At 70.4% G+C, this 13,475-nt stretch carries 12 protein-coding genes; 4 read left to right on the top strand and 8 right to left on the bottom strand.

The genetic code is table 11. The features are described from left to right. Position 1: 1 nt before the first annotated feature. The gene (locus G6R20_RS07920) at positions 2-367 is read right to left on the bottom strand and encodes a GntR family transcriptional regulator (RefSeq protein WP_240341321.1); all 366 of its coding nucleotides are present in this window, start codon (positions 365-367) and stop codon (positions 2-4) included. Between the two features lie 37 nt (positions 368-404). On the opposite strand from G6R20_RS07920, the gene G6R20_RS07925 reads away from it, so the two are divergent. Both G6R20_RS07925 and G6R20_RS18470 read left to right on the top strand, forming a co-directional pair. Beyond that, positions 405-797: a flavodoxin gene (locus tag G6R20_RS07925; RefSeq protein ID WP_163376005.1), complete on the top strand. Its 393-nt coding sequence runs from the start codon at positions 405-407 to the stop codon at positions 795-797. Positions 798-1,013: 216 nt separating this feature from the next. After that, on the top strand, positions 1,014-1,184 hold the full coding sequence (locus G6R20_RS18470) for a hypothetical protein (protein ID WP_096905156.1): 171 nt from the start codon (positions 1,014-1,016) through the stop codon (positions 1,182-1,184). A 455-nt stretch (positions 1,185-1,639) separates the two neighbouring features. Here the strand turns inward: G6R20_RS18470 and G6R20_RS07930 are convergent, their stop codons facing one another. Next, positions 1,640-3,022, bottom strand: a complete 1,383-nt coding sequence (locus tag G6R20_RS07930; protein ID WP_163376006.1) for a family 1 glycosylhydrolase — start codon at positions 3,020-3,022, stop codon at positions 1,640-1,642. A gap of 223 nt (positions 3,023-3,245) precedes the next feature. Between G6R20_RS07930 and G6R20_RS07935 the strand changes: the two genes are divergently transcribed. Both G6R20_RS07935 and G6R20_RS07940 read left to right on the top strand, forming a co-directional pair. Next, the gene (locus tag G6R20_RS07935) at positions 3,246-4,886 is read left to right on the top strand and encodes an MFS transporter (protein ID WP_163376007.1); all 1,641 of its coding nucleotides are present in this window, start codon (positions 3,246-3,248) and stop codon (positions 4,884-4,886) included. Beyond that, positions 4,879-5,496: a TetR/AcrR family transcriptional regulator gene (locus G6R20_RS07940; protein WP_132063382.1), complete on the top strand. Its 618-nt coding sequence runs from the start codon at positions 4,879-4,881 to the stop codon at positions 5,494-5,496. Before G6R20_RS07935 ends, G6R20_RS07940 begins: the two co-directional genes overlap by 8 nt. A 19-nt stretch (positions 5,497-5,515) precedes the next feature. Here the strand turns inward: G6R20_RS07940 and G6R20_RS07945 are convergent, their stop codons facing one another. The 6 genes from G6R20_RS07945 to G6R20_RS07970 form a co-directional block, all read right to left on the bottom strand. Next, positions 5,516-6,634, bottom strand: a complete 1,119-nt coding sequence (locus tag G6R20_RS07945) for a sterol desaturase family protein (protein ID WP_163376008.1) — start codon at positions 6,632-6,634, stop codon at positions 5,516-5,518. Positions 6,635-6,650: 16 nt separating this feature from the next. Continuing rightward, positions 6,651-7,679, bottom strand: a complete 1,029-nt coding sequence (locus G6R20_RS07950; RefSeq protein ID WP_163376009.1) for an MsnO8 family LLM class oxidoreductase — start codon at positions 7,677-7,679, stop codon at positions 6,651-6,653. A gap of 95 nt (positions 7,680-7,774) precedes the next feature. After that, positions 7,775-8,482 (bottom strand): hypothetical protein, encoded by a 708-nt coding sequence (locus tag G6R20_RS07955; protein WP_163376010.1) that lies wholly within the window; start codon positions 8,480-8,482, stop codon positions 7,775-7,777. Between the two features lie 145 nt (positions 8,483-8,627). Beyond that, the gene (locus G6R20_RS07960) at positions 8,628-10,067 is read right to left on the bottom strand and encodes an MDR family MFS transporter (protein WP_240341343.1); all 1,440 of its coding nucleotides are present in this window, start codon (positions 10,065-10,067) and stop codon (positions 8,628-8,630) included. 174 nt (positions 10,068-10,241) lie between these two features. Then, positions 10,242-11,243 (bottom strand): arsenic resistance protein, encoded by a 1,002-nt coding sequence (locus tag G6R20_RS07965; protein ID WP_163376012.1) that lies wholly within the window; start codon positions 11,241-11,243, stop codon positions 10,242-10,244. 154 nt (positions 11,244-11,397) lie between these two features. Beyond that, positions 11,398-13,386, bottom strand: coding sequence for a hypothetical protein (locus G6R20_RS07970; protein ID WP_240341322.1), 1,989 nt, complete (start codon positions 13,384-13,386; stop codon positions 11,398-11,400). Positions 13,387-13,475: the final 89 nt, after the last annotated feature.

Here is a 13,475-nt window from a genome sequence, read left to right on the forward strand (position 1 = left end):
GTCAGGCACCTCCGTCGTGCTCATCGGTAGTGGTGTGTTCATGGGTGTCCCATCTGTGGTCGAGCAGCGTTCGGGCTTTGTCGTGCGCCATTCCCAGGCCGCGGACGCGCCGGATGAAGGCGTCGGCGGCGTCGGTGGCGAGGTCGGCGCGGACCTCGTCGATCCGTTCTTCGTCCTGCGTGACGAACCGCCCGGTGGCCCGCTCGGACCGGCACAGTTCGAGCCGTTCCAGTTCCGCGAGGGCCCGCTGGGCGGTGTTGGGGTTGACGCCGAGATCGGCCGCCAACTCCCGGACGCCGGGCATCTTCTCCCCGGCCGCCCACTCCCCGGTCACGATGCGCCGCGAGAACTCCCCGACGAGCTGCACCAGCGACGGCCTGTCCCCTCACCTGACCGCCGAGGTGGTGGCCGCCCACGAAGCGCCGCCGCTCGCCGAACTCACGGTGGACCTGCTCGTGGTGGGCGCGCCGACCCACGCGTTCGGGCTACCCCGCGACGGCACCCGCGAGGACGCCCACACCCGCGGCGGCGAGCTGATCCCGTCGGGAGTGCGCGAGTGGCTCGACGCCGCCGGGCCCGCCTCCTTCGCGGTGGCCACCCTCGACACCCACGTCCGCCACCCCGACCTCCCCGGCCATGCAGGCAAAAGGGCCGCCAAGAAGCTGCGCAAGCTCGGCTGCCACCCCGTGACGGATCCCGAGACCTTCTACGTGGACGGCTACGAGGGCCCGCTTCTACCCGGCGAACTGGAGCGCGCGCGGGAATGGGGCGACGGCTTGACCCGCGGCGACTGGTGAGCCGGGCTGGACGCCGGCGGGGGTGAGCCCCGACGGGAACGACGACGACGAGGTCGACCACCCCGCCCACGCCGCAGGTGCAGGGCGTGCCGAACCGGCAGGGTTGACCGATACCCCTAGGGGTATGTAATCTCGGGGCATCAGCCAGTCGGATCATCGGCCGGCGGTCGGCGCGATTCACGCCGACGACAACCCCACCCCCTGAGGAGTCTCATCATGTGCCGTCCCGCCACCTGCAAGAAGTGCGGCAAGACCACCTGGGCCGGATGCGGAATGCACGTCGACCAGGTGATGGCCGGCGTGCCCAAGGCCGACCGCTGCCCGGGCCACGAGTCCGATGTCCCCGCCGTCAAGGACGGCTTCTTCGCCAAGATGTTCAGCAGGTAGTCCCGGCCGCCGCCGCCGTCGAGCCTGGCGGAATTCGATCCGCATTCGATCCGCCCCTCGGATTTCGACCTGCATTCGATCCGCCCCTCGGATTTCGACCTGCATTCGATCCGCCCCTCGAATGTCGATCCACGCAGCGGCCCCCGCGCGCAGAAGAAAATCCGACGGGCGGATCGGGGCGTTTCGGACAGGGACTATCGGGAGTCGTCGGCCGGGGGCCGTCAGTCGGGGCTCGTCAGTCGGGGCTCGTCAGCTGGGGATACCGAAACGGGCCGCGAAGTACGGGATCAGGCCCATGCACTCCGGTGTGAGAGCGAGGCACGCGGGCTCATCCGGCCCGGGGCCGAACAGAAAACGCAGCGGATTCTCGATCGAGCCAGCGGGAAACATCTCATCGGTCCTCTCGTCGTCAACGGGCGGGTCCACTAGGGAAATCGCGTGTGAGGTCGATCCTGTTATCGCCCTGCCAGCGTCGTCAAGGGCCCTTCTGCCGACACCGGCCCGATGCAGCTGTCCGGGATCGTGGCCAGCGAACACCACGCAGACGGCAGCACCGGACGGTATCCGTCGGACACTCCCCCGCCCGCGATGACCTCGCGGTAGGCGTCGACGCCCGACGTGGGTTGGCGTGTCAGCGTCGGGTCGGTGAGCACGTCCACCCGATACAGCCCGAACCGCGCCGAGTAGTCGCCCCATTCGTAGTTGTCGACCAGTGACCAGTGGTTGTAGCCGATCACCGGGTAGCCGTCCGCCGCGGCCCGCTGCAGCCAGAAGACCGTGTCGCGCAGGAAGTCGCCCCGCTCGATCCCGTCTGCGCGCCCATCGTTGAGAGTCGGCATCCCGTTCTCGACGATGTAGATCGGCTTGCCCGGGTAGGCGTTCGCGTAGTGCGCGATCGCCTCGTAGATACCCTCCGGCTGCGGTCGCACGGCCGCGAAGTCGTCCCACGCCGCGTTGATGGCGGTGAGGTTGTTCAGCGCGACACCGTAGTAGTAGTCGATGCCCACGTAGTCCACGACGTCGGCCACCCTGTCCCCGATCAGCGTGTCGGTGAACTCGGTGGCCATGGGTAGATAGGCCTCGTTCATGGTGACCATCGCGGCCGGGTCGGCCCGGTGGGCGGCAGCGTAGCCGAGCCGGTGGGCGGCCTCGATGGTGTCGAGGAAGCGGGAGAAGTCGGTGAAGGCGACCCGGCCGATGGTCATCTCGTGTTTGAAGAACACCAGCGGCTCGTTGAACGTCACCCACATGGTGCCGGCGCCGGCCCACCGGTCGGTGATGAGGTCGGCGAAGCGGCCGAACGATTCCACCGCGTTGTCCGCGAGCATCCCGCCCCGGTCGGCCAGCCACCCGGGGTAGACGAAGTGCACCATCGTGATCATGGGGGTCATGCCATGTCGGCGGACCGTGTCGATGATCCGGTCGTAGTGTCTGAGGGCCTCGTCGTCGTACTCCCCCGGCGTGGGCTCGATCCGCGCCCACTCCACGCTCAGCCGGAAGGTGTTCACGCCCATCGCCGCGGCGTTGGCGATGTCCTCCTCATAGCGGTTCCAAAAGTCCACCGCGTTACCCACCGGGTCGGTCTGACCCGTCGCCGAGGTCGCGTCGACATACCGCTTCCAGTTGGAGTCCGGGTTCGAGCCCTCCACCTGGAAGCCCGACGTGGCGACGCCCCAGTGGAAGCCGGAGCCCGGTGCGGCCGGTCGCCCACCGGGCTGGGCCGCTGCGCTCGGCTGCAGCTGCGGGGCCACCGCCACGGCGAGGACGAGCGCCAGCAGCAGCGGAAGCGCCCTCCGGATGATCGTCGGATGCCCTGCCCATTCCGCGCGTCCGCTCATGGGTGAACCCTAGGAAGTACCCCGGCAGACGGCAGCGGAATGACCCAAGTGGGCGAACCGCGAGCGTTCCCGACGGTGGCACGCCCCACAGTTCTGGCCACCTGGCCAAAACAGGTTGGCCAGGTGGCCAACCCCGTGTCAGGATGGTCTTCGCCGGGTGCGGATCTCCCCGGCATCGCTGCGTGCAGACCGCCCGCAGTCCGACCGCCCTGGAGAGGCACTCGTGTCCCCCGCACGCCGCTGGACGGCCCTGCTCGTCCTCGTCCTTCCCGTTCTGCTGATCTCGATCGACATGTCCGTGCTCGGCATCGCCGTGCCCGCGCTGTCCGCAGACCTGCGGCCGACGTCGAACCAACTGCTCTGGATCATCGACCTCTACTCGTTCCTGCTCGCGGGCCTGCTGATCTTCACGGGCTCACTCGGAGACCGGATCGGCCGCAAACGGATCCTCATGATCGGCGCACCCCTGTTCGGCGTCGCCTCCCTCGTGGCCGCGTTCTCCACCAGTCCGGAGATGCTGATCGTCGGCCGTGCGCTGCTCGGCATCGGCGGCGCGACCCTCATGCCCTCCACGCTCGGACTGATCCGCGCGATCTTCCCGGACCGCACCGAGCGACGCACCGCCATCGCCGTATGGGCCACCGCGTTCTCCGGCGGCGCCGCACTGGGCCCCCTGGTCGGCGGGCTGCTGCTGGAGAATTTGTGGTGGGGCTCGGTCTTCCTCCTGAACGTCCCGGTCATCGCGCTGTTCCTCCTGACCGCCCCGTTCCTGCTCCCCGAGGCGAAGGACCCCAACCCGGGCCCGTTCGACCCGACCTCCGTCATCCTCTCGATCGCGGGAATGATCTCCCTGGTCTACGCCCTCAAGACCGGTGTGAAGGGAATCGACGGGGCGGTGCTCGTCGCCTTCGTTCTGGGTGCTGCCGCGCTGGTCTGGTTCGTGTCCCGTCAGCGCCGCCGCGAGAACCCCATGATCGACGTGACCCTGTTCGGGAACTTCGCGTTCTCCTCGGCGGTGTCGATCAACGTGATCTCGGTGTTCGCGTTCATGGGGCTGATGTTCTTCCTCCCGCAATACCTCATGCTCGTGCGCGGCATGGGCTCGGCCGAGGCCGGTCTCTGGATGCTGCCGCTCGCGGTGGCCGCCGTCGTCGGCACCCTGCTGGCCCCGGTGCTGGCGCGAACGGTCTCGGTGCGCACCGTGATCATGACGGGCCTGTCCCTCGTGATCGTCGGGTTCGTCATCGGCACCCGGTTGGACACCGCCGAGACGATGCTCCTCTACACGCTCCTGTCGGCCCTGTTCGGCATCGGCGTGGGCCTGGCCGAGCCCCTCACGAACGACGTCATCCTCACTGCCGCCCCGAGTGACCGCGCCGGCGCCGCCGCGGCGATCTCCGAGACCGGCTACGAGTTCGGCGGCGCGATGGGCACCGCCGTACTCGGCACCGCGGGGATGGCCGTGTACTCGAGCCGCGTGGTCGAGACCGCTACCCTGCCCGGCATGGATGCCGACTCCGCGATCGCCGCCTCCCAGACCCTGGCGGGTGCCCACGAGGTCGCGGAGACGCTGCCCGGCGGCGGCGCTCGTCTGCTGGAGATCGCCGATTCCGCCTTCCTGGCGGGCATGGATCTCGTGGCCGCGATCGGTATCGGGACGGCGGCGATCACTCTAATACTGGCCTGGCGTGGCCTGCGCTCGGAGTCGCGAGCGGCCGGAGCGGCCGGTGCGGCCGGGGTGGCGCCGGTAGAGGCGCACGACGCCGCAGCAGCCACGTCCGCGCGAGGGCCGGAGGCGAACCTTCCATACGTGCCACCAGCCGCGCGGGCGGACTCCGCCGCGTCGGAGGTGAACCGTGGCTGACTCTCGCCGAGCACAGGTCCCGATCGAACAGCGCCGCCGGGAACTCACCGAGACCGCGGTGACGGTAATGGCGCGGGACGGGGCGTGGGCGCTCACGACGCGGGCCCTGGCGAAGGAGGCCGGGGTGCCCCACGGGTCCGTCCACTACGCGTTCTCATCGAAGGACGAGCTGATGCGTTCGGTGCTGCGTCTGGACCTGACGCACCTGTCGGACCTGGTCCAGACGCAGCAGGACCGGCCGGTACACGGACCCGACGACGTGACCGCCGCCGTGGCCGAGCTCTTCGCGGCCTACGCGGATTCCGTCCTCGCCGATCCGAAGACGGAGATCGCCTACTTCGAGTTGTCTTTGATGGCGGCCCGCGACGAGCAGCTGCGGGCTCTCGCCGCGCAGTCCCACCAGGAGTACCGACGGATCATCGTGACCCTGCTCAGCAGCCTGGCCGAGCGTGCGGGCCTGCGGTGGGACGCCGACGTGGTGCTGGTGGCCGAGCAGGCGATGACGCTGATGTTCGGGGCGGCGCTGGGTTGGTTCGAACTGCGCGACGACGCCCTGTTCCGGGCGGTGCTCGACGATGCCGCCGGGATGGTCGGTCGCCGACTCGTCTGAGTCCGCCCGCGCCGCGGCCCTACGCCCTCCGCGCCCCGGCCCACCCCGGCCCGCGCACCAGGTACCCCGCGCGGTCGCGCCAGGTCTGCGCGCGGAAGATGTCGCGCCCGATCGCGACCCATTCATGCGTGGCGATCCGTAGCGGGTTGAACGTGTCGATGTTGGTGGTCAGCCCGTAGACCACGTCCTCGCGCTCGGGTTCGTAGGTACCGAACAGCCGGTCCCAGATGATGAGGATGCTGCCGTGGTTGCGGTCGAGGTACCGCCGGTTGCTGCCGTGGTGCACGCGGTGGTGCGAGGGCGAGTTGAGCACCTTCTCCAGCGGCCCGATCGACCGCACCGCCTCGGTGTGGACCCAGAACTGGTAGATGAGGTTGATCGCGCGGGCGTCCATGACGATCGCCGGCCGCACCCCGAGCAGCGAGAGCAACCCGTACGGCACGTAGATCGTCAGCGCCTCGGCGACGGGCTGGCGCAGCGCCGTCGACAGGTTGTAGCGCTCGCTCGAGTGATGCACGACGTGCATGGCCCAGAGCCAGCGCGATTCGTGGGCGAGGCGGTGGTTGCAGTAGTAGATGAGGTCCCAACCGAGGATCCCTACCGCGTACGCCAGCGGCCCGGACCCCAGGTCAAGCGGGGACGTCCGGAAGAGCCGCGAGCTCGCGGTCTGCGCGCTCCACAGCGTGGAGACCATCACCACGGTCGAGGCCACGGCGGTCACCGCAGAACCGCCAGTGATCCGACGCAGGGCGGGAGGGACCGCCGCGCCGGTGGCACCGTCTGCGTCGGGACCGGGGCCGGAGGACGACGACGACAACGACCCCGCCTCGGCCAGACCCGACCCGCGATGGCGTCGGAGAACGTCTCCGGCGGTGGCCACGGCCGCCGCCCCGAGGGACAGGCCCATCACGCCTTTCGCGAATCGGCCTGTCCGCGGGGTGAGCGGCGAGAGCACCGTGGCGGAGATGTAGGGGGCGAGCAGACTTCCCACGCCCATCGAGAGGCTCGCCATGGTGTCGGCGAACTCGTAGTCCCCCGCCCGCTCCCCGACGGCCGGGTTGCGCTTCTGCCACGCGTATTCGGCCGCCATCGCCCCGACGAACGCCGGGATGGCCAGGACCGTCAGATCGACCTTCATGCCCTGAGGGTAGAGCTCACAGCGTGGCCAGGCCGAACTCTCGGGCGAGGAGTTCGCGTGAGCGCCGGCGGTCGGCGGGGTCGGCGATAAGGTCCTGGATCATGACCTCGTCGGCCCCGCTCTCGGCGATCATCTGCTCCAGGGTGGCGCGAACGTCGGCCGGGCCGCCCGCCACGAACCGGGGCCAGCGGCCGTCGGTGATGGTGACCGGTTCGTCCGTCTCCGCCGGGGACATCTCGGCGGCGGCCTCGTCCGGGGTGGGCACCATGACCGACCCTGCCTTGCGGCCGGCCCTGCCCAGGCGTGCGTAGAAGCCCTTGGGCGAACCCGCCAGGTGCAGTCCGTCGGCGGTCGTCTCGCCCACCGCCACGTTGACGGCGAGGATCGCCCTCGGCGACTCGAGCCCGAAGCCCTGCGGCGTGAAGGTCTCGCGGTAGTGGCGCAGCGCCGGCGCGGCGCCGGCGGGGTTGATGAAACCGGCGAAGGTGTAGCCGATCCCGAGCCCCGCCGCGAGGTTCGAGCCGTTGGGGCTGGAGCCCAGCAGCCAGGTCTGCGGGATGTCGGGGACGGTTGTCATGAGCGGGTGCTCGGCGAACGGGTGGTCCGCGGGGAAGCTCTCGTAGAGCCAGGCCAGGGTTTCCAGGATCTGCTGCTGGTGATCGGCCTGTGCCGGGTGCTGGCGGTTCTGCTGGAGCGCGGCGTCCAGCACCGGACCCGCGGTGGCTCGACCCATGCCGAGGTCGATGCGGCCGGGCGCCATCGCCTCCAGCTGCTTGAACATCTCGGCGACCTTGAACGGGCTGTAGTGGTTCATCAGCACCGCCCCGGATCCCAGCCGGATCCGGGAGGTGACGGCCGACGCCGCGGCGATGAGCAGCTCCGGATGGTGCGAGGCACCCGAGCGACTCAGGTGGTGTTCGGCAAACCAGATCCGGTGGTATCCCGCCGTTTCGGCCTGCCGTGCGGCTTCCAGACTGTCGGCGAGCGCGTCCTTCTCGGTGGTGCCGGGCGCGACCGTGCCCAGGTCGACGATGGACAGCTTCACGTCGTCAACTCCTCGCGGTCGGTACTGTGGCGGCGATCGTACGTCCGAGGGAAGGCCGTCGTCGGTGGTCGGCACGCTCGACGGCCGTGCCCGGCTCACCGAGTGAGCTGCCCCTCCACCACATCGTCGCCGGCCGCGGGGCGGCGCACGGCGGTGACGGTGGTCGCGTCCTGGCGGGTCACGTACCAGGTTCCGCCCTGGTCGCAGGGCCCCGAGGTGATCGTCTCCTGGTAGACGCGGGCGCCGTCGACGTCCCCGGTCGGGCGGAGCGTGCCGGTGCACCCGAGCGTCGAATAGTCGACGTACGACCCAGCCGAGGTGAAGGTCATGATCACCGAGTAGTCCGTGTCGGGTCGCTGGGACCCGCGCTGGGTCACGACCCCGGCGTAGGTACCACCGTCCGGGGCTGCCTCGGACGCCGACCAGGGGCGGGGCGCCTCCGAGGTGACGGGGCGACCGGCCTGCTCGGGGCTCGACTCCCCCGGCGCCGGCGCGGTCATCTCTTCCGCCTCCGACGGCTGGGGCGGCGGGTCCGCCGCCTCTCCCCCTGCCCGGTCCGAGGCGGACGCGGTGGGCTCTACGGACGCGGTGGGCTCGGCGGATTTGGCGGGATCGTCGTGACCACCGAGGGCGGCGACACCTCCCAGGACGAGGAGCGCTACAACGACCGCGCCGGCGAGGGCACCCAGGAGGCCGAAGCCGATGCGCCTTCGCGACACCGGGGGCGGCGTGGGGCCGCCGGTCGACGCCTCCCGGGTCGAATCCACGCCTCCGTCGTCATCCCGGCCGCCCTGCTGCGTCATGGCACTCGCCTCCGTCGGTCGCCGATCCCCCGGAACTGAACGTCGGACCCCAGTCTGGCCGACCCGTGCCCCTCGGAGAGGCATACACGCGGGCGGCAGGTCGAGAAGGGGGCGCGATGGACGCCGCAGAGCAGGGGGGTCGCGCCTACGCCTCCGCCGCCACCTCGTCGGACGCCCGCGCCGCCGGCCCCTCGGTCTGCGCGCTGTTGCGGACGAACCACACGCCGACGACGGTGATGAGCGAGATGCACGCGCCCAGCAGCAGTGCGTTGTGGACGCCGGTCATCTGCGCGGCGACGTCGCCCAGGCCTGACTCGGCGCCGGAGACGATGCCCAGCGTCATGACGGTGATGAACAGCGCCGTGCCCGCGGCGGCGGCGACCTGCTGCAGGGTGTTGAGCAACGCCGAGCCGTGCGAGTACAGGTGCGGCGGCAGGGAGCCGAGCGCGGAGGTCATGAGCGGCGAGAAGAGGAACGCCAGGCCCACGCTGAGCACGATGTGCCAGAGGACGACCGTGACCAGTGAGCTGTCGGCGGAGAAGAACGTGTACATCCCCCACAGGCCGGCGGACGCGAGGATGGAGCCGGGGATGATGAGCGGCCGGGGGCCGATCCGGTCGAACGCGCGGCCGACGAACCAGCCGAGCACCCCCATGATCAGGCCGCCGGGCAGCAGCGCCAGCCCGGAGTTCAGGGTGCTGGTGCCCACGACCTGCTGCATGTAGAGCGGCAGCAGGATGAGGGTGCCGAACAGCGACATCATCGAGATGAGCATGAGGGCCAGGCTCACGGTGAACGTCGGGAACGCGAACGCCCGCACGTCGAGCAGCGCGTAATCCTTGAGCGAGAGCTGGCGCCAGACGAACACGGCCAGGGCGACCACGCCGATCGCCACGGGGATCCACGGCGAGATGAGGGCGTTGTCGCTGGCGGCCTCGCCGATCGAGCTGAGGCCGAAGATGAGGCCGGCGAAGCCGATCGCCGAGAGGACGCCGGAGAGGATGTCGAGCGGGATGCGCCGGGGCTCGGTGACGTTGCGGATCAGCACCGCTCCGGCCACGAGTGCCAGCACACCGATGGGCAGCACGGACCAGAACATCCAGCGCCAGCTGAGCACGTCGAGCACCAGGCCACCCACGGTGGGGCCGATGGCCGGGGCGACGGCGATCACGATGGAGATGACGCCCATGGTGCGGCCGCGACGGTCGGCGGGAACCACGTTGAGCACGGTGGTCATGAGCAGCGGGATCATGATGGCGGTGCCGACCGCCTGGACGACCCGGCCGGCGACGAGCATGGGGAACACCATGGCCAGCGACGCCAGCAGGGTGCCCGCGGTGAACGTGCTCATCGCGATGACGAACACGGACCGCAGCGGCAGGCGCACGAGCAGCCACCCGGTGAACGGGATGACCACGGCCATCGTGAGCATGAACGCGGTGGTCAGCCACTGCGCGGTGGCGGCGGTGACCGCGAACTCACCCATGAGCTCGGGCAGTGCCACGGACATGATGGTCTCGTTGAGGATCACCACGAACGCGGCGCCGACGAGCAGGGCGATGAGCCGCACGGTGGCGGCGGGCATCGGCGGGGAGGCCTGCGGGGCCCGGGCCGCCTGTGCGGAATGGGGGGTGGCGGAGACTTCAGACGTCACGGTCGTCCTCTGGGATTGCGGTGTGAGCAGAGAGCAGAATCCGGCGCCGGCGGAGTCGCGCACGGGAACCCTATGAAGCTACCGGAACCACGCGCCCGACGCCCGTCAAGTGACCGGCGTTACCTCGGGGATGAGTCGCGGGACGAGCCGGACGAGGACGACCATGGCGACGAGCTCGACGAGGGTCTGGGTGACGACGACGAGGGCCGCCAGATCGAACGCCGAGGGCAGTGCCAGGACCAGCGGGAGGACGACCAGGGAATTTCGGGTCGCGCCACTGAACGCGATCGCCCGCCTGCCCGGCACATCGAGGCCCGCCAGCCGCCCGGCCGCCATGCCCACCGGCACCATGACCATGACGAACGCCACGTACACCGGGACCACCTGCATCAGCGCGCCGAGCCGCTCGCTGACCGCGCTGATCTGGGAGGCGACCACGAGCGCGAGCGTGGCGACCATGAGCGGGACCATCGCCGCGGCCGCGCCCTGCTCCGCCGCCTGACCGACTCGGCTGACGCGGCCGGCCCGGGCGGGCCCACCGCGGCCGGCGACGAACTGCGTCAGCGCCGCGCCAGCGAGGGGCAGCGCGATGAGCAGGACGAACGCCCGCACGAACGGGTCGAACTCCACGGCATCGACGAACCCGGGTCCGATGAACAGCCACAGGTACAGCGGCAGCAGCACCATCTGCACGAGCATGAGCAGCGGGGTCGCGGCCAGGAGTCGGTGCACGTCGGCCCCGGCGAGGCCGGCAAACACGAGGACGTAGTCGATACACGGGGTCAGCAGGACGAACAACACGCCCACCAGGAGCACCCGGTCGTGGGCGACGATCCGCGTCAGCAGCCAGACGATCGGCGGCACCAGCAGAAAGTTGACCGCGAGGATCGTGCCCAGGAAGCGCCCGTCACGGAACGCCCCGCCGATGCGCGCGAACGGGATGCCGAGGAACGTCGCGTACAGCAGCAGCGCGAGCACGGGCTGGATCGCGAGCTCCGCCGGGCCGGCCACCGCGGGCGCGAGCAACCCGACGAGGCCGCCCAGGACGAGCCCCGCCAGGTAGAGCGACACCTGGTGCCGCTCCATCCACTCCATGCTCGCGCGCATGCTCTCCCTCACGCCCACTCTCAGGCCTGTGCGTCCTCTCTGCACACCTTGTCGGCAGTTGTGTGCGCGGATTGGACCATTCCCGCAGCGCATCCACTCGGCACCCCGGCGTCGGGCCGCCTCACGCCGCTCTCGCCTCGCGCCGCGGCAGTCCTCAGATCTCCGGTAGTCGGTCGGCGCCCCAACTGCCGTGGATCAGCCCGGTCACCCGGGCGATCTCCTCCGCGGAGACGGTCTCGGTCTCGCCGGGCTCGAGGGCGTCGAAGTGGAAGATGTACAGCCGCGAGGCGAACTCCTCGAACGGCAGCGACGACTCACCGAAACGCTCGCCGTTGCCGGCGGTGCTCACCACCACGCCGTTGCCCCAGTCCTGCCCGCTGTCGTTGTTGGGGTTGAAGAAGTAGACGCGCATGGTCTCGTCCGGGTCCAGCGCGACCCGCAGGATGGTGATGGCGTGCCACCCGACGAACCGCGCGGAGGAATCGGTGACGGCGACGCCGGCGGGCTGCGGGTGGATGAGCGGCTGGTTGCCGTTGTGGAACGGGTGGTAGCTGCCGTAGAAGTGCCGCAGGAAGTCCTCGACCCCGGTCAGCCTGCCGGACTCGACGTCCACGTTGATGCTGAAGCCGCGGGCGGACCACCAGCCGTGGAACTCGGGGTTGACCCACCGGTGGGGGTCGCCCGGGCGGTCCGAGCACAGGCGGCCCATCTCGGCGTAGATCCGGTCCAGGTGCGGCACCACGAGCAGCGACACGGGGTCGAGGTCCACCGGCAGCGTGGTGGCCAGGCCCGCGTCGAGTTCGCGGGAGGAGATCGGCCGGCCCTCGAAGTGCATGACCACCTCGTTGTCGCGCGCCGCCCACGCGATGATCTGCAGCAGGTAGTCGGGGTCGTTGTACGCCCACATCGACAGCGCCCGGGCGGACTGGCAGGTGGGGTTGTCGCCCTGCCCCACGCCCAGCGGCTGACCGAGCATCGACAGCGTCCCGGCGAGAAGCCAGACGCGCCCCTCGTGGGCGGGGCCGCACGAGAGGGCGAGCCGCTCGGCCGCGTAGCCGGACAGCGGCAGTGCCAGCAGCCGCCACAGCGCGGGGGCCGCGGGCGGCTGGAAGAGGATCCCCCGCTCGAGCAGCAACGCCAACCCGTAGACGGACTGCGCGGTCTCGGGGTGCACGGCCGCGTCGATCAGGGCGTCGACCAGACCGTGGAAGCACAGCAGGCTCTCCCGGCCCGTGCTGGACAGCCCGAGCGCCTCGCTCAGCAGGAAGCTGCCCTTCTCCCGCAGGAACCGCACGAGCACCGGGTGGTACGGCGACACCAGGCCGGTGTCGTGCATTGACCGCGCGAACCCGGCCGCCTCGTACTGCAGGGTCCCCTCGTCCATGGACTCCAGTCGGGAGAGGTAGACGTCCACGCCGGGGTCCTCGCGGCTGGCCTCTGTGGTGCCGTAGATGCTGCTGATGAGCCGGTCGATGCCCACGCCGCCGCCGCTGGTGCCCAGCTGCGGGTCCTGACGGGCGATCGAGATCTGGGTGATGGTCTGCTTGATCTGGTCCACCTGGATGGGGCGTTGGCGCAGGATGCGCCAGATCTCCTCGACCAGTTGGTCGAGCACGCCGTCGAGGCCGATCTCCGAGGCGATGTGCGCCAGGGCCGCGCGGGTGACGGTCGCCATCCGGCCCTGTTGCGTGCGCTCGGCCTCGGTGGCCACGGTGAACAGCAGTGAGGCGTTGTTGGCGAGCACCTCGGCGAGGTGCTGGCGCGCCTGCTCTGCCGTCACCTCGGGGTGCTCGTACTGACCCTGCGCCACGGCCGTCAGCCGCAGGTCGCTGACGATCTCGGTGACGACCTTGTCGGAGTCGGAGCTGCGGAGCGTGCCGACGCTCAGGGCCGGGATCAGCGCCGCCGGCGAGTCCCAGTCGGTGCCCTCGAAGATCCCGGCGGCCTCGAGCTCCCGGGCCATCGCCTGCACGGCCCCGGCTCCCCCGTCCTGGAGCAGCACCAACCGGGCCCCGTCCAGCACGCGCCGCAGACGCGACGACTTGGTCACGTCACCGGCCTCGGCGAGCCCCCTGATCGCGTCGGCCAGGGAGGCGACCCGTTTGTCCAGGACCCGCGTCGCGCCGGGCTCGTCGTTTCCCACTTCGATCCACTCTCCGTCTCTCGCCGCTGAGTCGTGCCGCGTCGTGCCAGGCCGTCCCAGGCCGTCCCAGGCCGTGCCTGGTCATCCCA

It is taken from the genome of Dietzia sp. Alg238-R159 (assembly GCF_900537145.1).
Classification (GTDB): domain Bacteria; phylum Actinomycetota; class Actinomycetes; order Mycobacteriales; family Mycobacteriaceae; genus Dietzia; species Dietzia kunjamensis.

What these genes read in the sequence shown, in the direction of transcription:
- G6R20_RS18470 (WP_096905156.1), top strand. Translation starts at nt 1,014, where the DNA reads ATGTGCCGTCCCGCCACCTGCAAGAAGTGCGGCAAGACCACCTGGGCC.
- G6R20_RS07930 (WP_163376006.1), bottom strand. Translation starts at nt 3,022, where the DNA reads ATGAGCGGACGCGCGGAATGGGCAGGGCATCCGACGATCATCCGGAGG.
- G6R20_RS07945 (WP_163376008.1), bottom strand. Translation starts at nt 6,634, where the DNA reads ATGAAGGTCGATCTGACGGTCCTGGCCATCCCGGCGTTCGTCGGGGCG.
- G6R20_RS07955 (WP_163376010.1), bottom strand. Translation starts at nt 8,482, where the DNA reads ATGACGCAGCAGGGCGGCCGGGATGACGACGGAGGCGTGGATTCGACC.
- G6R20_RS07960 (WP_240341343.1), bottom strand. Translation starts at nt 10,067, where the DNA reads ATGCCCGCCGCCACCGTGCGGCTCATCGCCCTGCTCGTCGGCGCCGCG.
- G6R20_RS07965 (WP_163376012.1), bottom strand. Translation starts at nt 11,243, where the DNA reads ATGCGCGCGAGCATGGAGTGGATGGAGCGGCACCAGGTGTCGCTCTAC.